This window comes from Edwardsiella sp. EA181011, from assembly GCF_000800725.1.
GTDB classification, from domain to species: Bacteria; Pseudomonadota; Gammaproteobacteria; order Enterobacterales; family Enterobacteriaceae; genus Edwardsiella; species Edwardsiella anguillarum.
In genome coordinates, this window is the sequence record NZ_CP011364.1 from 2,216,089 (window position 1) to 2,238,495 (window position 22,407).

The window sequence follows — 22,407 nt, forward strand, 5'->3', positions numbered from 1 at the left end:
AGAACCGCCCGAACGCGCTCAGCCGTTCAGCAGGTGGCCCATTTTGGCGGCCTTGGTCGCCAGGTAGCGTTCATTCTGCGGGTTGCGGCCGACGATCAGCGGGACGCGCTCGACGATATTGATCCCCGCCTGGGTAAGAATATCGACTTTGTTCGGGTTGTTGGTCAGCAGCCGGACCTGGCTGACGCCCAGCAGTTTGAACATGTCAGCACACAGGGTAAAGTCGCGCTCGTCGGCGGCAAAACCCAGCTGATGATTGGCCTCGACGGTATCGGCGCCCTGATCCTGCAGGGCATAGGCGCGAATTTTATTCAGCAGGCCAATGTTACGCCCCTCTTGGCGGTGGTACAGCAGAATGCCGCGCCCCTCTTCGGCGATATGCTCCAGCGCGGCCTCGAGCTGAAAGCCACAGTCACAGCGCAGGCTGAACAGCGCATCGCCCGTCAGGCACTCGGAGTGAACACGCGCCAGCACCGGTTTCTCGCCGCTGATGTCTCCATAAACCAGAGCCAGATGATCGTGACCGGTGGCAATCTCTTCAAAGCCGACCATTAAAAAATCGCCCCATGGCGTCGGCAGCTTTGCCTCTGCCACTCGTTTAAGCTGCATGTTTGTCTCCACAACCGTATCATTTTTGTCATCGTGACAGCGTCACCTTTTGCGGCGCTCACTGTGGATGCTGATGACACAGTGATGCTATCGGAGTACGTGACGCCTTCCTAACTTTGTCCTAAAAGCCTGACGCTATTTTGCCACAAAACGGACGGCGATCCCGGCCTGGAAAGCACATTTATTGCCACCTAGTATTGCCACCTAGGTTGAAAAAAACGGAATAAAAATACTGCATAAATGGCAGAAGTATTATTGGATATAGAGATCTGCAGGAAAAGGTTAGCGGCTCAGGAGCGAACGAATGATGATGGTGGTCAAAAAGAGCGCGCCCGCGCTGCTGGTGCTGCTGCTGCTTCCCCTGGCGCTGTTGATGGGAGGCGGGCGCTGGTCCCCGGGCCCGCCGGGGGGCGACGGCCCATACTGGTTTGCCGTCACACAGAGCGTCAGCCAGCCGTGGGGAATACTCAGCGCCGCGCTGTTGGGTGGGGTGATGGTTCGCCTGTTGGCGCTGCGCGGGCGGGCCGCGCTGCGCCTGTTTCTGTTGCTGATGCTGTGCGTCGGCAGCGCGCAGAGCATCAATGCGGGGATCAAGCGCGCCATCCAGGCGCCGCGCCCCTATGTCCTTCATCTGACGGCGGCGGCGGGCGTGGCGCCCGCTGATTTTTACGCCCGCAGCGCGGCGGAGCGGCGCGAGTGGGTGCGGCGCCACGTCGCGTCGCAGCCGGGCTGGTTGGGCGACCACTGGGCGCGGGAGACGGGGTTTGCCTTTCCCTCTGGCCATGGGCTGTTTGTCGCAACCTGGGTAACGCTGGCCGCGATGGTGCTGCCTCGGCGACGCTACGCTGTGATGGTGCCGCTGTTGGCATGGGCGGCGGCGGTGATGTACAGCCGTTTTGCGCTGGGGATGCATTGGCCGCGCGATCTGCTGGCCGCCGCGCTGCTGGGCTGGCTATGGGCACTACCGTTCGGCTGGTATATTCGCCGCCGGGGGCTGGACGGGGAGGCGGATTGGGTAAAATGACGCCGCTTACCGCTGCGCAACTGTACCGCAGCACAGCGCGGATATAAGAATCCCGTGCCTTTCTGGCGGGCGGGGTTTCCATGCCCTATGAGTAAATGTTAATTTAGGGGTGGTTTCGATTTTTTAAGCATTATTCATTTGCTTAACCTGAACAACAGGAAGAAATGTGAAATATTTGCTGATTTTTCTGATCGTCCTGGCCATTTTTGTACTGTCTGTCACCCTTGGGGCGCAAAATGATCAGGTAGTGGCCTTCAACTATCTGTTGGCTAAGGGCGAGTATCGCCTGTCGACGCTGCTGGCGACGCTGTTTGCCGCCGGTTTTATCCTTGGCTGGGTGATCTGCGGCCTGTTCTATCTGCGCGTACGCCTGGGACTGGCGCGGGCGCAGCGTAAAATTCGCCGCCTGGAGCAGCAGCTGGCGCCGGCGGCGCCGCAGGGCAGCGGCGCCATGGCCTCGGCTGCGAAGGAATAACCGCTATGCTTGAGCTGCTGTTTCTGCTTCTCCCGGTAGCGGCTGCCTACGGCTGGTATATGGGGCGCAGGAGCGCACAGCAGGATAAACAGCAGGAGGCTAACCGCCTGTCGCGCGAGTATGTGACCGGGGTAAACTTCCTGCTGTCTAACCAGCAGGATAAAGCGGTTGAGCTGTTTTTGGACATGCTCAAGGAGGATAGCAACACCGTTGAGGCCCACCTGACGCTCGGCAACCTGTTCCGTTCCCGCGGCGAGGTCGATCGCGCCATCCGCATTCACCAATCTCTGATGGAAAGCGCCTCGCTCTCCTTTGAGCAGCGCCTGCTGGCCGTACAGCAGCTGGGGCGCGACTACATGGCGGCGGGGCTGTATGACCGGGCTGAGGAGATGTTCAGCCAGCTGGTGGATGAGGCGGACTTCAGGGTGTCCGCCCTGCAGCAGCTGCTGTTGATCCATCAGGCGACCAGCGACTGGCATAAGGCCATCGACGCGGCCGAAAAGCTGGTGCGGCTGGGTAAAGATCAGCAGCGTAGCGAAATCGCACACTTCTACTGTGAGCTGGCGTTACAGGCGATGGGCAGCGACGATCTCGATAGGGCACAGAGCCTGCTGAAGAAAGCCGCGGCGGCGGACAAGGGCTGTGCCCGCGTCTCGATAATGCGCGGACGGGTGTTTCAGGCGCTGGGCGAACCGGCCAAGGCGGTTGCCGCCTTTTCCCAGGTGCTGGAGCAGGATAAGGCATTTGTCAGCGAAGTGCTGCCGCTGATGGAGACGTGCTACCAGGCGCTGGAGCAGCCTGAGCCTTGGCATGACTTTTTGCGCCGCTGCGTCGATGAGGACGCCGGTGCTAGCGCAGAGCTGATGCTGGGACAGGTTATCGAGGCGCAGGAGGGGCTGGAGGCGGCGCAGGTGTATGTCAGCCGTCAGCTGCAGCGCCACCCGACGATGCGCGTATTCCACCGTCTGATCGACTACCATCTGGCCGAGGCGGAGGACGGGCGCGCCCGCGAAAGCCTGCAGCTGCTGCGTGATATGGTTGGCGAGCAGATCCGTACCAAACCGCGCTATCGCTGTCTCAAGTGCGGGTTTACGCCGCACAGCCTGTACTGGCACTGCCCCTCCTGTCGGGCTTGGGCGACCATCAAACCGATCCGCGGCCTGGACGGCCAATAGACACGATTTTACTGCGCGCCGCACGTACGCCCTAGGCAGAACGGGGCGTGCTGTGTACAATGCCGCTCCTGAAAAAGGTATTTCTCCGCTAACGCCAGATTCAGGAACCCACCATGTCACTATCTATTCCGATGCGCGCCCATAGCCACTCTCCGATCGTTGTCGCCCTCGATTATGCCGATCGCAACGCCGCCCTTGCGCTGGTGGATGCGCTCGATCCGCGCGACTGTCGCCTGAAGGTCGGCAAGGAAATGTTCACTCTGTTCGGTCCCGAGTGGGTACGTACCCTGCAGCAGCGCGGATTCGATGTTTTTCTGGATCTTAAGTTTCACGATATCCCCAATACCGTCGCTCGCGCCGTGGCGGCGGCGGCGGATCTGGGGGTGTGGATGGTCAACGTGCACGCCAGCGGCAGCGCACGCATGATGAGTGCGGCCCGGGAGGCGCTGCTGCCCTACGGCAAGGAGGCGCCGCTGCTGATCGCCGTGACGGTGTTGACCAGCATGGAGCAGGCTGATCTGCAGGCGCTCGGGATCGACTTGGCGCCGGCTGACTACGCCGAGCGCCTGGCGCGCCTGACGCAGCAGTGCGGGCTGGATGGCGTGGTCTGTTCGGCCCAGGAGGCGGTACGCATCAAAGCCGCCTGTGGATCCGAATTTAAGCTGGTGACGCCGGGGATCCGGCCCGCGGGCAGTGAGGCTGGCGATCAGCGTCGGATTATGACGCCGCAGCAGGCCGTCGCCGCCGGGGTCGACTATATGGTGATCGGGCGTCCGATCACCCAGGCGGCGCAGCCGGCCGAGGCGCTGCGTGCCATTCTGGCGACGCTGGCCTAAATCGAGACGGGAGCGGGTAAAAATGCAAGAGAGTAACAGTCGCCTGGTGTATACCACCGACGCGGGGCGCATCCATGAAACGGCGGCGCCGGCGCCGCGTCCAAAGGGCGATGGCACGGTGCGTATTCAGCGTCAGACCAGCGGACGGAAAGGCAAAGGGGTATGCGTGATCACCGGTCTGGATCTGGACGATGCGGCGACGCTGGCGCTGGCGGCCGAGCTGAAGAAGCGCTGCGGCTGCGGCGGCAGCGCGCGCGACGGCGTCATCGAGATCCAGGGGGATAAGCGCGATTTGATTAAGCAGCTGCTGGAGGCGAAAGGGATGCGGGTCAAGCTCTCCGGGGGGTGAACGTGCTCCGATCCTGACAAGAAAAGCCGGCGCAAGCCGGCTTTTTTATCGGCGAACGGGGGAGTTACTTGCCAACCTGATGGCCGATAAGACCGCCGATGGCGGCGCCGCCCACGGTGCCGAGCGCGCTGCCGTCGGTCAGGATTGCGCCGCCCAGGGCACCGGCACCGGCGCCGATGGCGGTATTGCGATCGCGTTTAGACATGTTGGAACAGGCGCTGAGAGAGGCGACAAGCGTCAGCGCGAGGGCGACCGTAGCGACGCGTTTCAGGGTACGATTCATATTGGGCTCCTTACTGCGTTCCGACACGTTTTGAGTATAGTCCATGCGCTGGCGGAACAGGGGATGACGGTGAGAGCAGTATAGGCGCGGGAAAAAGGGCGAACAGGTAAATAGTCCGATTTGCAGCGCCGCCCTGCGCCGGACGGCGCAGCGGCGCCCGCCGTCCGTGGGAGATCAGCCGTGCGGCTGGCGGCGTCGACGCAGCAGCAGCATCAGGGTACCCAGCAGTCCGCTGACCAGCAGAACCACAGGCAGGATGAGCAGGATGGACATCACCTGATCCTGGTGCTGTTTAACGAAGGGGATGTTGCTGATGGCCAGCCCCAGCCCCATGACCACGCCGACCCACAGCAGGGCGCTGATCCAGTTGAAGAGCTGAAAGCGGGCGTTATGCAGCCCGGACAGCCCGGCCAGCACCGGCAGAATGGTGCGGACAAAGGCCAAAAAGCGCCCGATCAGCAGCGCCATCAGGCCGTGGCGGTGAAACAGATTATAGGCGCGCTGGTGGTACTGGGGCGGTAGCCGCAGCAGCCAGCCCTGAACCAGGCGGGTATCGCCCAGCCAGCGTCCCTGCAGGTAGCTGAGCCAGCAGCCCAGGCTGGAGGCCACGACCAGCAGGCACAGGGTGGGGAAAAAGGGCAGTACGGAGCGGGCGATCAGGGCCCCAGAGAGCAGCAGCAGGCTGTCGCCGGGCAGGAAGGCGGCGGGCAACAGACCATTTTCCAGCACCAGCGTGGTGAACAGAATGGCATAAATGACCCAGACGATATGCGGATCGCTCAGCACGGCGAAATCTTGTGCCCACAGTGCATGCAGGATCTCTTTAATGACTTCCATTACTTTACCTTAATTAACTGCGGACAGGCTCCTGGGGAAAAATCGGATCGGATGCCCCTGACCCAGAGAGCGCAACAGACGCTGCGTCAGCCAGATAGCCAGCGTAATTACCTGCCAAATATAGCACAAGACCGCCGAAAAACGGACGCGCTGCGATGTTACCACAAATAAAATCATACAATTGTAAATCAATCTGAAATAGCGTGCAGTAATGTGACAGCGTCGGTAACGGGCTGAAAAACGGAGAGGATACCGGATTGACAGCAGACGTTTCCGTAAGCCGCTTTGACTCTAGTCGTGCGGGCGTGGCGGCGCTTGTGAGGGAAACAGACTGATACAGAATGGTTGCCGCCACAACAGATTGACGCTTTCATTGTATCATTGACGGATTAGGATAGTAGCAGGCCGTTTTTAGGGGAAAGCATAATGAGTAAAGCCGTTCTATGGCTGGGTGTCAGCCTGATGGCACTGTTCGTCGGCAGCGCGGCCGCGGAGCCCGATACCTCCGTGGCGATCGATGCGCCGCAGCCCGTCATCGCCGCCCACGCCGCCGCGCCCACGCCGCCGTCCGGCGCGGCGCAGGCGCAGATTAAGGTTCCCGCCGCCAGCCTGCGCTATGCACAGGCGCTGCAGCTGGCGTTTTATCATGAGGTCTACCGGCGCTGCAATCAGCAAAACAGCCTGTCACCGCTGTATAGCGCCACGGTAGACGCGCTGCGCACGGTGACCTCGCTGGGGGAGAAGAATCGCCTGACGGATCTGCTGTATAACGAGATGGCGGGCAACGCGCTGGGAATGGCGATGGCCAGCGATCCGGATCGCCAGCGCTGCGCCGTGGCCGGCGATATTTATCAGCAGCTGCTGAACAGCGCCGCGCCCGGCGCTCTGCAGCAGGATTTCCGCCTGCAGCTGCCGGCCGATGAGCCGCCCCACGCCTAGCGCTGCGTTTAGGCCAGCCCCAGCTCTTTGGCGGCGTTGGCGATGATCGCCAGCGCCCGCCGGATCTTCACTTCAGACAGGGCGCTAAACCCAAACAGCATCAGCGGCGCGCCGTTGTGCTCCATATAGGCGCATTCCGAACCGTTGCACATGCTCTGCAGCGTATCGAAGCGCACGCCGTCGCGTAGGCAGCGTTCGCGCAGCTGATTAACCCGCTGCGCCGGGAGATCGGTCTTCAGGGTCAGGTGCAGTCCCGATGAGGTGCCCAGCAGGCGCGCGCGCGGGAATAGGGCGCTAAGCCCTTCGCGCAGCAGCTTCTGCCGCGCGGCATACTCCAGCTCCAGCTTGCGCAGGTGGCGGTGGTAGCCCTGATCCTGCATAAAATCGGCCAGAAACTGTTGATACAGCCAGCTGGCGCCGTGGTTCCACAGCGCCTTCAGATTCAGGATCGGCTCCACCAGCCGATCCGGGCAGACCATAAAGCCGAGCCGCATGCCCGGCCCCAGGGTTTTGGAGAAGCTGCTCAGATAGATCACATTGTTGGCATCCTCCAGCGACTTTAGCGCCGGCAGCGGCTGCGTCCCATAGAGGAAGGTGGTGTCGTAGTCATCTTCGATCACGTAGGCGTTGGAGCGGCGCGACCAGTCGAGCAGGGCCAGGCGGCGCGTCAGCGGCAGGGTGCTGCCCACCGGATATTGGTGCGACGGGGTCACATAGGCCAGCGCGCACTGCTGCTCAGGCAGCAGATCGGTACGCAGCCCGCCGTCATCGACCGGTATGGCGTGAATATGGGGGGCGAAGCTGTTGAACAGGTTCCAGGCGCCGGAGTAGCACGGCGATTCGACGGCGATGTGCTCCTGCGGCGTCAGCAGGGTGCGGGCCAGCAGCGCCAGCCCCTCCTGCACGCCGTTGGTGACGATGATGTGCTGCGGATCGGTGTGGATACCGCGGGCGCTCGCCAGGTATTTCACCAGCTCCTGACGCAGCGACAGCAGTCCGGCCGGAGGATGATAGCGGGTCATCAGTAGGTGCTTGCTGCGCGATGCCTTGTTGTTCCAGCTGCGCCAGCGCTGCCAGGGAAAGGCCGACTCATCGGGATTGCCCAGGCTGAAGAACAGCGGGCTGTTGACATCGACGTAGGTTTCCGGCGCCTGGGTACACAGCACGCTGGGCGGATGATCCAGCTCCTGCTGCGCCGCAGGGGTCTCCGGCAGATCAATGTGGCTGGCCAGCACGACGTTATAGCCGACGCCGGGGCGGCTGGCGATGAACCCCTCCTGCAGCAGCTTCTCATAGACGGCGGTAATGGTATTGCGTGAGACCTGCAGCTTGCTGCCCAGCTCGCGGATCGAGGGCAGGCGTTCGCCGCACTGCAGCGAGCCATCGTGCAGTGCGGTATGAAACTGTTGGTAGATTTGCTTTTGCAGCGAAAGTGGGCTGTTACGGTCCAAAGTAAACGACAGCATGCCTGTTCCAAACGGGATCAATGACCTAATGGCTCCACTATTATCACAGTGGATGACGATGTGCACGCGGCATGCGCGGCTGTCCACATAAATCGTACGGCGCTGTCAGCGGCGCTCACCCATCCCAGCGGCTTAGGCACACCACAGATAGTAGAGATCAAAGGCCAACAGCAGCAGTGAGATGGCCAGATAGAACAGCAGGTGGTGACGGACGTTATCGATGAAGCGGTGAATCAGGCGATTGAACATGGGTTTTCACGGCGCAGGAGACGGAGCCTGAGTATAGGTAAAATGGCGCGCCCCCTCAACCCGGGGCGCAGACCCCTGCATTAGGCCGCCCGGGCGGACGCGGCGTCAGTAAATATGGCGGATCAGGTTATACAGATAGCACAGTTCGATGCGGTTCCTTACCCGCATCTTTTCGACCAGACGGCGCTTATAGGCATAGACGGTGCGCGGGCTGAGGCGCAGGCGCTGTGCGATACGGTGGTTGGGCGTCTGCTGCATCCAGTCGTGCATCACCATAATTTCACGCGGAGTCAGCAGCGGCCAGGCGCCGTAGCGCTGCGTCAGCAGAGGCACCGGCGACGTCTGGCGCGGGACGTGGCTGCAAAGCAGGCGTAGCAGGGCTGGCGTCATTTTTTTATTGATGAGATAAATCTCGCGCTGGAGATAGAGCGGCAGCTGAGTATAGGGGTAGTGAGCCTGGGTATAAATAAAGCAGGTCGCCCGCTGCGGATAGCGGAAAAATGTCTGCAGTGGTAGATCGCGGGGAGCGTGCTTACAATACGGCGTCAGGTTGGCCAGAATAATATCTGGGTTTTTCTCCACTCCGCCGTCGATGAGTGCATCTAAGGTTGAAATATAATTAACATTTATATTTTTTTCATTTTTAATAAAAAGATTGATTCCCAGCCGGGTATAGCGGCAGGGTTCAAGAACCAGTAGTTCCATCGGTTATCCTTAACGCTGGCATCGCCCGAGTTTGTCGTTATCGCCGCTGCGTCGGGCGCAGGCGGGAATAAGCGTGGCGGCGCGGAGAGAAAACGGCGGATAATACACAGGAGCACAGCCTAGGGTTTTATTGCCGGCGCTGTCAATGAAAAATATATTATTACCTCTGATAATACATTATTTTTATCTTTAAAAAATAAAATATATAAATCGATAATTTATTATCGACGCCATTTCCGTTTTTATCGAAAATAATCCGGATAGTGTCGCTATCCCGACCTTTAGGCTGCTTATCCCGCGCACGGCGCAAAACGGCTCAGGCGAAAAGGGGTTAAATCATAGCCGGGCTCGGCACCCGTCGCCATGCGAACCACCAGCTCTCCCAGCGCGGTGGCAAACTTAAAGCCGTTGGCGCCCAGTCCGCTGACGATGCTGATGGCCGGGGCAGAGGGCAGAGTATCGATGATAAAGTGGCCATCGGGCGTCATGGCCACGCTGGCAATATCACCGTAGAGGCAGTCGCCGGTCTGGGGTAGAAAGGCGCGCAGGTAGTCGTGGATTTCTATATCTTCGCTGACGTCCCGCGCGCTGGGGCAACGGGCGCTTGGCGAGAGGCTGACGAGGCCGCCGTCGTAGCGCCCGGCCTTTAGGGCGCCGTCGACGGCGGGAAAACTGTAGAAGCGGGCACCCTGGGGCATCATCGCATGCAGGGCCGGGAAATGGCGCCGCTCGCTGAAGCGTGCGTCGGCCTGATACCAGGCAAAGGGTTTACACCGGGTTTGCAGCGGCAGCGTGGGCAACAGCGCGCGTACCCAGGCGCCGGCGCAGAGGGCGACGCGGCGCGCCCGCCATTCGCCGCGCGGGCCGAGCAGACGCACGCCATCGCGTTCGGCCTGCACGGCGTGCAGCGGGCAGTCAAAATAGGGGTGAGCGCCCAGTTCAGCGGCCTTTTCAAGCAGCGTGGCGATAGCCAGATGGCACTTCAGATAACCGGCGTCGGGCTCCAGCAGGGCGGCGTAGTTCTCCGGCGCGTTAATCGTCGGCCAGCGTTCACGCAGCGCGGCGCGATCCAGAGGGCGGATGGCGATCCCGTGGGCGTGGGCGCTGGCGTGGATCTCGCGGAGAAAGGCGGTATCCCGCGGCGCCAGGTTGAGCACGCCGCAGCGGTGAAACAGAGGCAGGGCGCTGATCTCCTCCAGCGCCTGCCACAGCAGCTGGGCGCGCAGGGCCAGCGGCGTATAGATCTCACCACCGGCGTCGGCGTGGCGGATAATCCGGGTGTCGCCGTGGTGACCGCCCAGGCGGTGCGGCGGGCTGTGGCTGTCAAACAGCGCGACGCGCAGACCGGCCAGCGCCGCGTAGTAACCCGCTGCCGCGCCGACGGAGCCACTGCCAACGATAGCCAGATCATAATCCATATCCGCCTCCGGGAGATGGGGCCAGGCCCCGTGGCCCGCGCATCGCCGCGGGATAGGGATAAGTATATATCGGGATAGCGGGCGCTGCATGGCGCCCCGCTATCCCGCGCGGCGGATGGGGAAAGAGAAACACCGCCGCGGCGGTGTGGGTGTGGAGCGCCGGCCAGCGCCGTAGGCGATGGGGCGGGCGCGGACGGGGGCTCGGTGCTAATCCCTTCGCCCCTAGTGTCTGATGTAGTCACTCTGCAGGCAGTCGCCGGACTCGATTTTGGCAATGCCGGCTTCCAGTATGGTGATCAGTTGCCGGGCAACGTCGGTGGTTAACCACAGGGTACGGTCAACCCGGGCATCTTCCGGTGGCTGATTCTGTGATGAAAGATAGTGAAGGCGGATCATGAGAGCGTCGTAGCTGTCTACGGTACTGATATCCCAACCGATAACGGGATGCGTCTGGATAACTTCATCCTTGCCGTTCATAAGACCCCCTTAAGCGTAGTGACTGACATGAGTTACTCACCAGGATCAATAAACGCATACCATGCGCTTTTTCAGTATATGCATCTCTGGCCCGCTCGGCCTATTTTTTCTGCACGCTGGGCGGCGTCGCTACTCGGGGTAGTCGGGAGAGAACCAGTCGTCGGCGCTTTCCCAGGTCTCCTGCAGGATGGTTTCGACGATCTCCCGATCGCTCTTGATGCCGCCCAGTACGCTCAGTCCGTTGGCGCCGGCCTGGCGCACCTGTACGGCGCAGTCGGGGTAGCGGCGCTGGATGCGGCGGGAAAACTCCTGGTGAAAGGCGTCAAGCGCACCCGGAGGCAGAGGGTTGCGCTTGTCCAACGTCAGTTCGATGCGCATGGGTAGCTCCCTATGAGTAATTTACTGTAAATATATACAGCTATTGCCCCAGGGTTGCAAGGGGCGTCGGGGATTTTTCTGCGCGGCAGGTTCAGCGGATACCGTTTTCAGAGACTTTATCGACCGCGATGCCTAGCACCTCCAGTGAGCCACGCTGCGCGTCGCTTAGGCGGTAGTCGGTGATCACCCGGCTGATGGCACCGAGGGGTTGCAGCGGGTTGGGGTGGATCTGGCCGAACTTTGACGCGTCGGTCAGGATGATGTTCTCAATGCCCTTGGCCAGCACGGCGTTGACCACGTCGGCGCGCATCATGTCGCGCCCGGTAAAGCCGGCCTCGGGATGAAAGCCGTCGATGCCGATGAAGGCCTTACTGAAGTAGACTTGCTGGATGCACTGCCGGGTCAGTGGGCCGACCACGGTTTCACTGCGCTTCTGATGCAGACCGCCCATCAGGATCACATCGCAGTCGGTCTCCTTCAGCAGATGGGCGATATAGGTGCTGACGGTGACCAGCGTGACCTGTTTGCGCTCGGCTAGGTAGCGCGCCAGCAGGGCGTTGGTGCTGCCGCTTTCGATGAAGATGGTCTCCCCGTCGCTGACCAGGGACGCCGCATAGGCGGCCAGCTGCTGCTTCAGGGTGAAGTTAATCATCATGCGGGCATCGACGTCCTCGCTCTCCAGGGCGACGGCAAAGCCGTGCACCCGCCGGAGGTAGCTGCGTTTTTCCAGCTGCGTCAGATCCTGACGGATGGTGACCTCGGAAACCTGGCAGGTGCGGGCCAGGTCGGCGACGCTGATGCGACGCTGGTCGTTGACCAATTGCAGAATGCGTTGTTGTCTGGCGTTCATAGTGTCCTGTGCGGGCAGACGGCGGATGCCGGTGTGTTTCCGTGCCGTCGTTTTTCGCCATGATAACACCGCTGCCCGGCGGGATGAATACGCCGCGGGGCGTTCGCGCCACAGAGGCGCGCGCTGGCGAGGGGCCGTGGAGTGTAAGGCGTCTGTTGCGCTTATGCTGCCCAAGGTCAAAAAATCGGCGCTAGCGCACAAAAAATAGGCGAACAATCTCCACTTTATTTGATTTGAATCAATTTTGGTATGACCAAATTACCCTTTGTGATATCGTGGCCACCGTGAACGAACGACAGTAACCTTCGTCAGCCAAGCCGCCACTCTGGGTCATGCGGAAGTCATCTTTGGTTAACGAATGGTTTGCATTTTTTACCAAGGGAGAAAGCTTTGAGCGCAGCAAAGAAAAAAATCGTGATTGTTGGCGGTGGTGCCGGCGGACTCGAACTGGCAACCAGCCTGGGGCATTCGCTGGGGCGCAAGGGGAAGGCGGAGATCGTGCTTATCGATCGCAACCACAGCCACCTGTGGAAGCCGCTGCTGCATGAAGTGGCGACGGGATCGCTGGACGACGGCGTCGATGCGCTGAGCTATCTGGCCCATGCGCGTAACCACCACTTCACCTTTCAACTGGGCAGCATGACGGCGCTCGACCGTCAGTCCCGCCGGGTCACGCTGGCGGAGATCCGCGATGAGCAGGATACGCTGCTGGTCGCCGAGCGTCAGCTGGACTACGACATTCTGGTGATGGCCCTGGGCAGCACCTCAAACGATTTCGGCACGCCGGGCGTGAGTCAGAACTGCATCTTCCTGGACAGCCCGCAGCAGGCACACCGTTTCCATAACGAAATGCTTAACCTGTTCCTGAAGTACTCGGCGGCGGGAAAAACGGACGAGCAGGTGAATATCGCCATCGTCGGCGGCGGGGCCACCGGCGTCGAACTGTCCGCAGAGCTGCACAACGCGGTGAAGCAGCTGCAGAGCTACGGCTATGAGAATCTGAGCAGCGCCGCGCTGAACGTGACGCTGGTGGAGGCGGGCGAGCGCATTTTGCCGGCGTTGCCGCCGCGTATCTCCGGCGCGGCCCACCAGGAGCTGACCAATCTGGGGGTACGAGTCCTGACCAACACCATGGTGACCCGCGCCGAGGCCAACGGCCTGCAGACCAAAGAGGGCGAGTTTATCCCGGCCGATCTGATGGTGTGGGCGGCAGGGATCAAGGCGCCTGACTTCCTGCGCGATATCGGCGGCCTGGAGACCAACCGAATCAACCAGTTGGTGGTGAAGCCGACGCTGCAGACCACCCTGGATAGCCATATCTTCACCATCGGCGACTGCGCCGCCTGCGCGCAGCCGGACGGGCGCAATGTGCCGCCGCGCGGTCAGGCGGCCCACCAGATGGCGATGCTGTGCGCTGCCAATATTCGGGCGCTGCTGAAGGCGGCGCCGCTGAAGGATTATCTCTATCACGATCGCGGGTCGCTGGTCTCCCTGTCGGAGTTCAGCACCGTAGGCAGCCTGATGGGGAATCTGACGCGGGGCTCCATGATGATCGAAGGGCGCATCGCGCGCATCATGTATGTCTCGCTGTACCGCATGCACCAGATTGCGCTGCACGGGTATATGAAGACCGGTCTGATGATGCTGGTCGATAGCATCAACCGGGTGATCCGTCCGCATCTGAAGCTGCACTGATCGCCTGGCGTGACGACGGGTGCCGCCGCGGGGCCCGTCGCTTTTCCTCCTCTTGACCCTGCCCGGCGCGGCGCGCACACTGGACAGCCCATGAATATCGCAGTGGTTGTCCAGAATGCCTCGTCTATCCGCCGTCCGTTTTTCCCTGACGCCGCAGGAGCTGATCCTGATCTTCATCACCATGCTGTGGGGTGGCACCTTTCTGATCGTGCACCGCGCCATGACGGTGAGCGGTCCATTTTTCTTTGTCGGCCTACGCTTTGCCGCCGCCACGCTGGTGCTGGGGCTGATCTCCTGGCGCCATCTGCGCGGCTTTACCTGCCGGGAGCTGCTGTGGGGGATCTGCATCGGGGCGGCGATCGCCGCCGGCTACGGCCTGCAAACCTATGGGCTGCAGACCATCAGCAGTAGTAAGTCCGCCTTTATGACCGCGCTGTATGTGCCGCTGGTGCCGCTGCTGCAGTGGCTGTTTCTGGGGCGCCGACCGCGCCTGATGGCGTGGCTGGGCATCGGACTGGCGTTTGTGGGGCTGCTGCTGCTGGCCGGGCCGCAGGATGGCGCGCTGACGCCGGGGGCCGGAGAGACGGCGACGCTGCTCAGCACCTTGGCCATTGCGGCGGAGATCATCCTGATCAGCGGCTGCGCCGGACGGGTGGACGTGCGGCGGGTCACGGTGATCCAGCTGGCGACGGCCTCGCTGCTCGGCTTTACGCTGATGGTGCCAAACGGCGAATCGGTGCCGCCCTGTTCAAGCTACCTGCTGCTCAGCGCGCTGGGATTGGGGGTGGCCAGCGGGATCATTCAGGTGACCATGAACTGGGCGCAGCGCAGCGTTTCGCCGACCCGGGCCACGGTGATCTACGCCGGTGAGCCGGTGTGGGCCGGTGTGGTGGGGCGTATCGCCGGCGAGCGTCTGCCTGGGGTGGCGCTGCTGGGTGCGGCGCTGATCGTGGCGGGGGTGCTGATCAGCGAGCTGAAGCTGCGTCGCCGCGGCCGCCATCGCCCGGCATCAGAATTGTCCTGAATCTGCTCCATGCCGCCGCCGCGCGGTGATTTTCTCCCTTATTCCGATTGTTGCCCGGGCGCAGGCTGCGCACACTGGCGGCGATTATTGCGAAATCACCGGTCGCGTCCGTGCCCACTTCCGCGCACGGCGGGCCATTAAGGGAGAAGATCGGGATGAATAAATCCATGCTGGCCGGTATCGGTATTGGGGTGGCGGCGGCGCTGAGCGTGGCCGCTGTGGCCGGGCTGAAGGTGTTCGATGCGCCGCCGCAGTATGCGCAGGTGCTGTCGGCGGTGCCGATCCATGACACCATCAAGACGCCGCGCAGGGTGTGCCGCGACGTGGCGGTGACCCACCGCAGGGCGGTGCAGGACGAAAACCGCCTGGCGGGCTCGCTGCTGGGCGCCGTGGCCGGCGGGGTGCTGGGCCATCAGGTCGGCGGCGGCCGGGGGCGCGATGTGGCGACCGTGCTGGGCGCGCTGGGCGGCGGCTATGCCGGGAATCAGATCCAGGGGACGATGCAGCAGAATGACACCTATACCACCCGTGAGCAGCGCTGCACCACGGAGTATGATAAATCCCGTCGCCTGCTGGGCTACGATGTGACCTACCGCATCGGCGATCGGCGCGGCCGGGTGCGTATGGAGAGCGATCCTGGCCAGCAGATCCCGTTGGACGGCAACGGCCAGCTGATCATCGGGCAGGGCGATCGCCGGGCCTGAGGGAAAGAGACGCGACGCGGCCAGAGGCCGGCGCCGCTCTCCTGGGCGGGCGCGCCGCCGCTAGATCCGATGTTCGGCGAAGTCGGCCAGCAGACGCTCGACGAAGGCGAGGCGCGCCTGACGTTCGCTGAGATCGCAGATGAACTTCAGCTTGCTGGGGCCGTCCAGCCGGAAGACCCCCGGCTGCTGCTGCAGTAGGCCGATCAGATACAGCGGATCAACGTGGTTCTTTTCGCTGAACTCGATGAATCCCCCCTTATCGTGCCCCTCGATCCGACGGATCCCCAGCGCCGCGGCCTGCTGGCGCAGCGCGGCGCACTGCAGCAGGTTACGCGCCGCATCGGGCAGCGTCCCGAAGCGATCGATCAGCTCCGCGCGCAGGTCGGCGAGGGTATCCCCGTCGCCGGCGCTGGCGATACGCTTGTAGAAGGAGAGACGGGTGCCGACGTCGGGGATCATCTCCTCCGGCAGCAGGGTAGGCATACGTAGCTCCACCTCGGTCTGCTGGCTGGTGAGATCCTCCAGCGAGGGTTCGCGCCCCTCTTTCAGCGCCGTGACGGCGCTTTCCAGCAGCTCCATGTACAGCGAGAAGCCGACGCTGGCCATCTGACCGCTCTGATCGTCGCCCAGTAGCTCGCCGGCGCCGCGGATCTCCAGATCGTGCGTCGCCAGGGCAAAGCCGGCGCCGAGATCCTCCAGCGAGGCAATCGCCTCCAGCCGCTTCTGCGCATCGACGGTCATCGCCTTGGGCGGCGGGGTGAGCAGGTAGGCATAGGCCTGATGGTAGGAGCGTCCGACGCGCCCGCGCAGCTGGTGCAGCTGCGCCAGGCCAAAGTGGTCTGCCCGCTCAATGATGATGGTATTGGCGCTGGGAATATCGATCCCGGTTTCGATAATGGTGGTGCAGACCAATACGTTAAAGCGCTGGTGGTGGAAGTCGTTCATCACCCGCTCCAGCTCGCGCTCGCGCATCTGGCCGTGGCCGATAGCGATGCGCGCTTCCGGCACCAGGGTCGCCAGGCGATCGGCGGCTTTCTGGATGGTGTCGACGTCGTTGTACAGGTAGTACACCTGACCGCCGCGCAGGGTTTCACGCAGAATGGCCTCGCGCACCACCAGGCTGTCATATTCGCGGACGAAGGTCTTTACCGCCATGCGCCGCGCCGGAGGGGTGGCGATGATGGAGAGATCGCGCATGCCGCTCATCGCCATGTTCAGGGTACGCGGGATCGGCGTCGCCGTGAGCGTCAGAATATCCACATCGGCGCGCATCGCCTTGATGCGCTCCTTCTGACGCACGCCGAAGCGGTGCTCTTCGTCGACGATCAGCAGCCCCAGATCGCGCCATTGTACGTCGCCCTGCAGTAGCTTGTGGGTGCCGATCAGAATATCGACCTTGCCATCGGCGGTGTCCGCCAGCACCTGCGCCTGCTCTTTGGCGCTGCGGAAACGGGAGATCAGCTCAATGCGCACCGGCCAGTTGGCGAAGCGGTCGCGGAAGTTATCGTAGTGCTGCTGGGCCAGCAGGGTGGTCGGCACCAGCACCGCCACCTGCTTGCCGCTGTGCACTGCCAGGAAGGCGGCGCGCATAGCCACTTCGGTTTTCCCGAAGCCGACGTCGCCGCACACCAGGCGATCCATGGCCAGCGGCTGGCACATGTCGCTGAGCACCGCGTTGATGGCGATCTCCTGATCCGCGGTGGTTTCAAACGGGAAGCCCTGACAGAACAGCTGGTAGGCCTCGCGGTCGTGGCGGAAGGCGAACCCCGCCTTGGCGGCGCGCATCGCATAGATATCCAGCAGTTCGGCCGCCACGTCGCGCACTTTTTCCGCGGCCTTCTGCCGGGCGCGGCTCCAGGCGTCGCCGCCCAGGCGGTGCAGCGGCGCGCTGTCATCGGCGCCGCCGGCGTAGCGGCTGAGCAGGTGCAGCGAGGAGACCGGCACGTACAGCTTGGCGTCGCCGGCGTAGCTGAGGATCAGGTACTCGCCCTTGATCCCGCCCGCCTCCAGGGTGGTCATCCCGCCGTAGCGGCCCACGCCGTGCTCCAGGTGTACGACCGGCTGTCCAGGCGTCAGCTCTGCCAGGTTGCGGATCAGCGTGTCGGTGTTGATGGTGCGGCGGCTATCCTGGCGACGGCGGCTGACGCGTTCGCCGAGCAGATCGCTTTCGCAGATTAGCGCCAGCGCCAGCGGGGCGTTGATAAAGCCGTGCTCACTGGCGCCGACCATGATGTAGCGGCCGCCGGGCTCGGCCTCCTCAAGCCGGGCGATCAGCCGCGGCGCCACCTGAATGCGCGCCAGCAGCTCCAGCAGAGTTTCGCGACGGCCTTCGCTTTCCGCGCTGAACACCACGCTACCGCTAAACTCCGCCAGGAAGCGCTGCAGGTTAGCCAGGGGCTTCTTGCTCTGCGCCTCTACCGCCAGGGTCGGCAGCGGCTGGTAGTGCAGGTTGGTGTGTCCGGCATGGTCGTCGAGCGCGTCGCGGGTCAGCTGAATGCGCGGCCACTGCTTGAGGGCGGCAAACAGTTCATCCACGCGCATCCACAGGCTTTCCGGCGGCAGCAGCGGGCGCATCGGATCGATGCCGCGGCTGGCCCGGCGTTGCTCAATGTCCTGCCAGAAGCGCTCGGCGGCCTGGTGCAGATCGCCCAGCCCCAGCAGCAGCGTCCCCGCCGGCAGGTAGCTGAACAGCGTCGGCAGCGGCTGGTTAAAGAACAGCGGCTGCCAGTATTCGATCCCGGCGGGCCAGATCCTTTTACTGACCTGCTGGTAGATGTGCTCGGCGTCGCGGCGCACCTCAAAGTGCTCGCGCCACTGGCTGCGGAACAGCTCGATGGCCGTCTGATCGGTGGGAAACTCGTGGGCCGGCAGCAGATCGATGCGCTCAACCTCGTTCAGGGTGCGCTGGCTGTCGACGTCGAACAGGCGCAGGCTGTCGATCTCATCGTCGAAAAAGTCGATGCGATAGGGTTCGTCGCTGCCCATCGGGAACAGGTCGAGCAGGGCGCCGCGGGTGGCGAACTCGCCGTGCTCCATCACCTGATCCACGCTGCGGTAGCCCGCCTGCTCCAGCTGAGCGCGCAGGACATCGCGCGCCAGGCGCTGGCCCTTTTTCATCACCAGCGCGTGGCCGTGCAGGAAGCTGTGCGGGCAGACGCGCTGCATCAGCGTATTGATCGGCAGTATGATGATCCCGCGCTCCATCCCTGGCAGATGGTAGAGGCAGGAGAGGCGGGCGGAGATGATATCCTGGTGCGGCGAGAAGCTGTCGTAGGGCAGCGTCTCCCAGTCGGCCAGGGTGGTGACCCACTGGCGGCTGAACTGGGGAATTTCGTCGCGCAGACGCAGGGCGGTCTGCATGTCGGGCACCACCAGCATCACGGGGCCGGCGTGCCGCTCAGCGATTTCGGCGCACTCCAGCGCGCAGGCGGAGCCGCTCAGCTGGCCCAGTTGGCGGACGTCGCCCGCGCGCGCGGGCAACGGGTAACGTTCTGGCAGGGTAAGACGGTATTGTTCAGACATAGGGCGTTTGCGGATCTCGTGTACGTCGTCTCCCAATACGGGGAACTCAACGGATGTCAGCGTAGATAATATCACTATAAACCCGCACGGAGACAAGCGTGGGTTTCACGCGTGCGCTGCGCGGGTTTCTGCGGCGGCGGGCGTGGAGATGACCATTGTGATAACCTGTTCACAGACATATACTTGCCAATCACTTTGCGCATTGCAAGAAAGAGAGCCATGCATCAACCTGTCGCCCTATTTATTGGCCTGCGCTATATGCGCGGGCGCGCCTCGGACCGCTTCGGGCGGTTTGTGTCCTGGCTGTCCACCATCGGCATTACGCTGGGAGTGATGGCGCTGGTCACCGTGCTGTCGGTGATGAACGGATTTGAGCGCGATCTGGAGCAGAGCATTTTAAACCTGATGCCGCAGGCGGTGGCGACTACGCCGCAGGGGCAGCTGGATCCTGCCCGCTATCCGGCGTCGCTGCTGCAGGGGCTGCCCGGCGTACACCGGGTGGCGCCGCTGACCACCGGCGATGTGGTGCTGCAGAGCCCGCACAGCGTGGGCGTCGGCGTGATGATCGGCGTCAATCCCGACGAGGCCGATCCCCTGGACCGCTATCTGAACGGCGTCCGTCAAAGCGCGCTGCAGCCGGGCCAGTACCGCGCCATCCTCGGCAGCCAGCTGGCCGCCGAACTCGGCGTCAAGGTCGGTGACCGGGTGCGCCTGATGGTGCCGAGCGCCAGCCAGTTTACCCCGATGGGGCGGATTCCCAGCCAGCGTATCTTTACCGTGATCGGTACCTTTAACGCCGACAGCGAGGTGGATCAGACGCAGCTGCTGGTTAACCAGCAGGATGCCTCGCGGCTGATGCGCTACCCGCTGGGGCACATCAGCGGCTGGCGCCTGTTTATGGATCGCCCGCTGGATATCGAGGCGCTGGTGGCGCATGCGCTGCCCGACGGATTGGTATGGCAGGACTGGCGCGCTCGCAAAGGTGAGCTGTTCCAGGCGGTGAAGATGGAGAAAAATATGATGGGGCTGCTGCTCAGCCTGATCATCGCCGTGGCCGCCTTCAATATCATTACGTCGCTGGGGCTGCTGGTGATGGAGAAGCAGGGCGAAGTGGCCATTCTGCAGACCCAGGGGCTGACCCGGCGCCAGATCATGAGCATCTTTATGGTGCAGGGCGCCAGCGCCGGGATCATCGGCTCGCTGCTGGGGGCCCTGCTGGGGGCCCTGCTGGCCAGCCAGCTGAATACCCTGCTGCCGGGGCTGGGCGATATGCTCGGCGGCGGCACGCTGCCGGTCGATATTCACGCCGGCCAGGTGGTGACCATCGCGCTAGTGGCCATGTTGCTCTCCCTGCTATCAACGATTTATCCTTCATGGCGCGCCGCCGCCGTTCATCCTGCCGAGGCACTACGTTATGAATAACCCTTCATCCCGGGCCCCCGCACTGCTGCAGTGCAAGGGGCTGAGCAAAAGCTACCAGGAGGGCAAACTGAGCACCGACGTCCTGCGTCAGGTCTCGTTTGATATCCATCCGGGAGAAATGATGGCGATCGTCGGCAGCTCCGGCTCCGGCAAGAGTACCCTGCTGCACCTGCTGGGAGGGCTGGATACCCCGACTAGCGGTGAGGTGATCTTCAAGGGGAGTTCGCTCAACGCCATGTCGGCGTCGGCCAAGGCGGCGCTGCGCAACCGTGAGCTGGGATTCATTTATCAGTTTCACCATCTGCTGCCGGACTTTAATGCGCTGGAGAACGTGATGATGCCGCTGCTGATCGGCGGAATGAAGCCTAAGCAGGCGCAGCCGCAGGCGCTGGCGATGCTGAAGGCCGTCGGGCTAGCGCACCGCGCCCACCATCGGCCATCGGAGCTGTCGGGCGGTGAGCGGCAGCGCGTCGCCATTGCGAGGGCGCTGGTGCATAACCCGTCGCTGGTGCTGGCCGATGAGCCGACCGGCAACCTGGATATGCGCACCGCCGATACCATCTTTGATCTGCTGGGCGAGCTGAACGTGCGTCAGGGGACGGCCTTTTTAGTGGTGACGCACGATCTGGCCCTGGCGGGCCGTCTGCGCCGCCAGCTGGAAATGCGTGACGGTCAGCTGACCCAGGAGCTGACGCTGATGGAGACTCGCTGATGGATCTGGCGCTCGCATTACACATCGCGCGCCGCTTCAGCCGCGGGCGGCGCAGGGGCGGCATGGTGTCGCTGATCTCGGTGATTTCCACGGTCGGTATTGCGCTTGGGGTGGCGGTGCTGATCGTCGGCCTCAGCGCGATGAACGGGTTTGAGCGCGAGCTGGATCAGCGCATCCTGTCGGTGGTGCCGCACGGCGAGATCTACCCGGTGGAGCAGCCCTTTAACGACTGGCCGTCGGTGCTGGCGCGCGTCGATCGGGTGAAGGACGTGGTCGGCGCGGCGCCCTACGTTAACTTTACCGGGCTGATGGAGCACGGCAGCCAGCTGCGCGCGGTACAGGTGCGCGGGGTGGATCCCGCCCAGGAGAGCCGGGTCAGCTCCCTGCCGCGCTATGTTCTGGATAACGCCTGGGCGGACTTTCACGCCGGCGGACAGCAGGTGATCCTGGGCAAGGGGGTCGCCGATGCGCTGGGTGTCCGGCGCGGAGACTGGGTGACGGTAATGGTGCCCAACAGCGATCCGCAGATGAAGCTGCTGCAGCCCAAGCGTATTCGACTGCAGGTGGGGGGCATTCTGCAACTGAGCGGCATGCTGGACCATACCCTGGCGCTGGTTCCCCTGGCCGATGCCCAGCAGTATCAGGATCTGGGCGACAGCGTGACCGGGATAGCCATCAGGGTCGCCGATCCGTTCCAGGCCGATAAAGTGGTGCGTGCGGCGGGGGAGGTGACCAACGACTACGTTTACATCCGCAGCTGGAAAGGCACCTACGGCTATATGTTCCGTGATATTCAAATGATCCGCGTAATCATGTATCTGGCCATGGTGCTGGTGATCGGCGTCGCCTGTTTCAATATCGTCTCGACCCTGGTGATGGCGGTGAAGGACAAGAGCGGCGATATTGCCGTGCTGCGTACGCTGGGCGCCCGGGATGGGCTGATCCGCGCCATCTTTATCTGGTATGGACTGCTCTCCGGGCTGGTGGGCAGCCTGTGCGGGGTGGCTATCGGCGTCGTGGCGTCGCTGAAGCTGACGCTGATTGGCCGCCTCATTGAGCGCCTGCTGGGACATCGCCTGCTCTCGGGCGATATCTATCCCATCGACTTTCTGCCCAGCCAGCTGCAGTGGAGCGACGTGCTGGCGGTGCTGCTGACGGCCATCGTGCTGAGTCTGCTGGCCAGCTGGTATCCGGCGCGGCGCGCCAGTCGCATCGACCCTGCGCGGGTGCTGAGCGGCGGTCAGTGACGGAGGCGCCG

Annotated in this window: 23 protein-coding genes; 12 read left to right on the forward strand and 11 right to left on the reverse strand. The window is 62.8% G+C overall.

Annotated elements, in window-relative coordinates:
- Window positions 1-18: 18 nt before the first annotated feature.
- Window positions 19-609, reverse strand: a complete 591-nt coding sequence (gene ribA / locus QY76_RS09785) for a GTP cyclohydrolase II (RefSeq protein WP_034165506.1) — start codon at window positions 607-609, stop codon at window positions 19-21.
- 304 nt (window positions 610-913) lie between these two features.
- Between ribA and QY76_RS09790 the strand changes: the two genes are divergently transcribed.
- The 5 genes from QY76_RS09790 (at window position 914) to yciH (ending at window position 4,468) form a co-directional block, all read left to right on the forward strand.
- Entirely contained in the window at window positions 914-1,633 is a 720-nt protein-coding gene (locus QY76_RS09790) for a phosphatase PAP2 family protein (protein WP_049648793.1), read from the forward strand.
- A 166-nt stretch (window positions 1,634-1,799) separates the two neighbouring features.
- Complete coding sequence (locus tag QY76_RS09795) at window positions 1,800-2,108, forward strand: LapA family protein (protein WP_034165504.1); 309 nt, start codon at window positions 1,800-1,802, stop codon at window positions 2,106-2,108.
- Window positions 2,109-2,113: 5 nt separating this feature from the next.
- The gene (lapB, locus tag QY76_RS09800) at window positions 2,114-3,283 is read left to right on the forward strand and encodes a lipopolysaccharide assembly protein LapB (protein ID WP_034165503.1); all 1,170 of its coding nucleotides are present in this window, start codon (window positions 2,114-2,116) and stop codon (window positions 3,281-3,283) included.
- A gap of 113 nt (window positions 3,284-3,396) precedes the next feature.
- The gene (gene pyrF, locus QY76_RS09805; protein WP_045428068.1) at window positions 3,397-4,119 is read left to right on the forward strand and encodes an orotidine-5'-phosphate decarboxylase; all 723 of its coding nucleotides are present in this window, start codon (window positions 3,397-3,399) and stop codon (window positions 4,117-4,119) included.
- Window positions 4,120-4,141: 22 nt separating this feature from the next.
- Window positions 4,142-4,468 (forward strand): stress response translation initiation inhibitor YciH, encoded by a 327-nt coding sequence (gene yciH, locus QY76_RS09810; RefSeq protein WP_034165500.1) that lies wholly within the window; start codon window positions 4,142-4,144, stop codon window positions 4,466-4,468.
- Window positions 4,469-4,532: 64 nt separating this feature from the next.
- On the opposite strand, the gene osmB is transcribed toward yciH, so the two are convergent.
- Together osmB and QY76_RS09820 are read right to left on the reverse strand one after the other, a co-directional pair.
- The gene (gene osmB / locus QY76_RS09815) at window positions 4,533-4,751 is read right to left on the reverse strand and encodes an osmotically-inducible lipoprotein OsmB (protein WP_045428065.1); all 219 of its coding nucleotides are present in this window, start codon (window positions 4,749-4,751) and stop codon (window positions 4,533-4,535) included.
- 174 nt (window positions 4,752-4,925) lie between these two features.
- The gene (locus QY76_RS09820) at window positions 4,926-5,588 is read right to left on the reverse strand and encodes a DedA family protein (RefSeq protein ID WP_034165498.1); all 663 of its coding nucleotides are present in this window, start codon (window positions 5,586-5,588) and stop codon (window positions 4,926-4,928) included.
- A gap of 426 nt (window positions 5,589-6,014) precedes the next feature.
- On the opposite strand from QY76_RS09820, the gene QY76_RS09825 reads away from it, so the two are divergent.
- Entirely contained in the window at window positions 6,015-6,527 is a 513-nt protein-coding gene (locus QY76_RS09825; RefSeq protein WP_034165495.1) for a hypothetical protein, read from the forward strand.
- An 8-nt stretch (window positions 6,528-6,535) separates the two neighbouring features.
- On the opposite strand, the gene QY76_RS09830 is transcribed toward QY76_RS09825, so the two are convergent.
- The 7 genes from QY76_RS09830 to QY76_RS09855 form a co-directional block, all read right to left on the reverse strand.
- Window positions 6,536-7,993: a PLP-dependent aminotransferase family protein gene (locus QY76_RS09830; protein ID WP_034165493.1), complete on the reverse strand. Its 1,458-nt coding sequence runs from the start codon at window positions 7,991-7,993 to the stop codon at window positions 6,536-6,538.
- Between the two features lie 132 nt (window positions 7,994-8,125).
- Window positions 8,126-8,242 carry a YceO family protein gene (locus QY76_RS17940; RefSeq protein WP_071844155.1) on the reverse strand — a complete coding sequence of 39 codons (117 nt, stop codon included), beginning with the start codon at window positions 8,240-8,242 and terminating at the stop codon, window positions 8,126-8,128.
- A 105-nt stretch (window positions 8,243-8,347) separates the two neighbouring features.
- On the reverse strand, window positions 8,348-8,947 hold the full coding sequence (locus tag QY76_RS09835; protein WP_034165492.1) for a helix-turn-helix transcriptional regulator: 600 nt from the start codon (window positions 8,945-8,947) through the stop codon (window positions 8,348-8,350).
- A gap of 290 nt (window positions 8,948-9,237) precedes the next feature.
- The gene (gene solA, locus QY76_RS09840; RefSeq protein WP_034165491.1) at window positions 9,238-10,365 is read right to left on the reverse strand and encodes an N-methyl-L-tryptophan oxidase; all 1,128 of its coding nucleotides are present in this window, start codon (window positions 10,363-10,365) and stop codon (window positions 9,238-9,240) included.
- Between the two features lie 222 nt (window positions 10,366-10,587).
- On the reverse strand, window positions 10,588-10,842 hold the full coding sequence (gene bssS, locus QY76_RS09845) for a biofilm formation regulator BssS (protein WP_012848908.1): 255 nt from the start codon (window positions 10,840-10,842) through the stop codon (window positions 10,588-10,590).
- 129 nt (window positions 10,843-10,971) lie between these two features.
- Window positions 10,972-11,220 carry a DNA damage-inducible protein I gene (dinI, locus tag QY76_RS09850; protein WP_034165490.1) on the reverse strand — a complete coding sequence of 83 codons (249 nt, stop codon included), beginning with the start codon at window positions 11,218-11,220 and terminating at the stop codon, window positions 10,972-10,974.
- A 91-nt stretch (window positions 11,221-11,311) separates the two neighbouring features.
- Complete coding sequence (locus QY76_RS09855; protein WP_045428061.1) at window positions 11,312-12,070, reverse strand: DNA-binding transcriptional regulator YciT; 759 nt, start codon at window positions 12,068-12,070, stop codon at window positions 11,312-11,314.
- A 390-nt stretch (window positions 12,071-12,460) separates the two neighbouring features.
- Here QY76_RS09855 and QY76_RS09860 point away from each other — a divergent pair, with 390 nt between their 5' ends.
- The 3 genes from QY76_RS09860 to QY76_RS09870 all read left to right on the forward strand — a co-directional run bounded on the left by QY76_RS09860 (window position 12,461) and on the right by QY76_RS09870 (window position 15,493).
- A complete protein-coding gene (locus QY76_RS09860) occupies window positions 12,461-13,765 on the forward strand; it encodes an NAD(P)/FAD-dependent oxidoreductase (RefSeq protein WP_045428059.1) in 1,305 nt (434 codons plus the stop codon).
- Window positions 13,766-13,880: 115 nt separating this feature from the next.
- Window positions 13,881-14,789, forward strand: coding sequence for a DMT family transporter (locus tag QY76_RS09865; RefSeq protein ID WP_034165486.1), 909 nt, complete (start codon window positions 13,881-13,883; stop codon window positions 14,787-14,789).
- 155 nt (window positions 14,790-14,944) lie between these two features.
- Window positions 14,945-15,493, forward strand: a complete 549-nt coding sequence (locus QY76_RS09870) for a glycine zipper 2TM domain-containing protein (protein WP_049648794.1) — start codon at window positions 14,945-14,947, stop codon at window positions 15,491-15,493.
- Window positions 15,494-15,553: 60 nt separating this feature from the next.
- Here the strand turns inward: QY76_RS09870 and mfd are convergent, their stop codons facing one another.
- Complete coding sequence (mfd, locus tag QY76_RS09875; RefSeq protein ID WP_034165485.1) at window positions 15,554-19,015, reverse strand: transcription-repair coupling factor; 3,462 nt, start codon at window positions 19,013-19,015, stop codon at window positions 15,554-15,556.
- Between the two features lie 219 nt (window positions 19,016-19,234).
- On the opposite strand from mfd, the gene lolC reads away from it, so the two are divergent.
- From lolC to lolE, 3 genes are read left to right on the forward strand one after another with little or no spacing between them, the layout of a single operon-like run.
- Entirely contained in the window at window positions 19,235-20,437 is a 1,203-nt protein-coding gene (gene lolC, locus QY76_RS09880; RefSeq protein ID WP_034165484.1) for a lipoprotein-releasing ABC transporter permease subunit LolC, read from the forward strand.
- Window positions 20,430-21,149: a lipoprotein-releasing ABC transporter ATP-binding protein LolD gene (lolD, locus tag QY76_RS09885; RefSeq protein ID WP_034165483.1), complete on the forward strand. Its 720-nt coding sequence runs from the start codon at window positions 20,430-20,432 to the stop codon at window positions 21,147-21,149. Before lolC ends, lolD begins: the two co-directional genes overlap by 8 nt.
- Complete coding sequence (gene lolE / locus QY76_RS09890) at window positions 21,149-22,396, forward strand: lipoprotein-releasing ABC transporter permease subunit LolE (RefSeq protein WP_034165481.1); 1,248 nt, start codon at window positions 21,149-21,151, stop codon at window positions 22,394-22,396. Before lolD ends, lolE begins: the two co-directional genes overlap by 1 nt.
- Window positions 22,397-22,407: the final 11 nt, after the last annotated feature.

Excerpts from the sequence above, each read along its gene's own strand:
- ribA (WP_034165506.1), bottom strand. The coding sequence starts at position 609 with ATGCAGCTTAAACGAGTGGCAGAGGCAAAGCTGCCGACGCCATGGGGC.
- QY76_RS09855 (WP_045428061.1), bottom strand. The coding sequence starts at position 12,070 with ATGAACGCCAGACAACAACGCATTCTGCAATTGGTCAACGACCAGCGT.
- mfd (WP_034165485.1), bottom strand. The coding sequence starts at position 19,015 with ATGTCTGAACAATACCGTCTTACCCTGCCAGAACGTTACCCGTTGCCC.
- QY76_RS09790 (WP_049648793.1), top strand. The coding sequence starts at position 914 with ATGATGATGGTGGTCAAAAAGAGCGCGCCCGCGCTGCTGGTGCTGCTG.
- QY76_RS09865 (WP_034165486.1), top strand. The coding sequence starts at position 13,881 with ATGCCTCGTCTATCCGCCGTCCGTTTTTCCCTGACGCCGCAGGAGCTG.
- lolC (WP_034165484.1), top strand. The coding sequence starts at position 19,235 with ATGCATCAACCTGTCGCCCTATTTATTGGCCTGCGCTATATGCGCGGG.
- pyrF (WP_045428068.1), top strand. The coding sequence starts at position 3,397 with ATGTCACTATCTATTCCGATGCGCGCCCATAGCCACTCTCCGATCGTT.
- osmB (WP_045428065.1), bottom strand. The coding sequence starts at position 4,751 with ATGAATCGTACCCTGAAACGCGTCGCTACGGTCGCCCTCGCGCTGACG.
- QY76_RS09835 (WP_034165492.1), bottom strand. The coding sequence starts at position 8,947 with ATGGAACTACTGGTTCTTGAACCCTGCCGCTATACCCGGCTGGGAATC.
- QY76_RS09870 (WP_049648794.1), top strand. The coding sequence starts at position 14,945 with ATGAATAAATCCATGCTGGCCGGTATCGGTATTGGGGTGGCGGCGGCG.
- QY76_RS09825 (WP_034165495.1), top strand. The coding sequence starts at position 6,015 with ATGAGTAAAGCCGTTCTATGGCTGGGTGTCAGCCTGATGGCACTGTTC.
- dinI (WP_034165490.1), bottom strand. The coding sequence starts at position 11,220 with ATGCGCATCGAACTGACGTTGGACAAGCGCAACCCTCTGCCTCCGGGT.
- QY76_RS09820 (WP_034165498.1), bottom strand. The coding sequence starts at position 5,588 with ATGGAAGTCATTAAAGAGATCCTGCATGCACTGTGGGCACAAGATTTC.
- yciH (WP_034165500.1), top strand. The coding sequence starts at position 4,142 with ATGCAAGAGAGTAACAGTCGCCTGGTGTATACCACCGACGCGGGGCGC.
- lolD (WP_034165483.1), top strand. The coding sequence starts at position 20,430 with ATGAATAACCCTTCATCCCGGGCCCCCGCACTGCTGCAGTGCAAGGGG.
- lapB (WP_034165503.1), top strand. The coding sequence starts at position 2,114 with ATGCTTGAGCTGCTGTTTCTGCTTCTCCCGGTAGCGGCTGCCTACGGC.
- solA (WP_034165491.1), bottom strand. The coding sequence starts at position 10,365 with ATGGATTATGATCTGGCTATCGTTGGCAGTGGCTCCGTCGGCGCGGCA.
- bssS (WP_012848908.1), bottom strand. The coding sequence starts at position 10,842 with ATGAACGGCAAGGATGAAGTTATCCAGACGCATCCCGTTATCGGTTGG.
- QY76_RS17940 (WP_071844155.1), bottom strand. The coding sequence starts at position 8,242 with ATGTTCAATCGCCTGATTCACCGCTTCATCGATAACGTCCGTCACCAC.
- QY76_RS09830 (WP_034165493.1), bottom strand. The coding sequence starts at position 7,993 with ATGCTGTCGTTTACTTTGGACCGTAACAGCCCACTTTCGCTGCAAAAG.
- lolE (WP_034165481.1), top strand. The coding sequence starts at position 21,149 with ATGGATCTGGCGCTCGCATTACACATCGCGCGCCGCTTCAGCCGCGGG.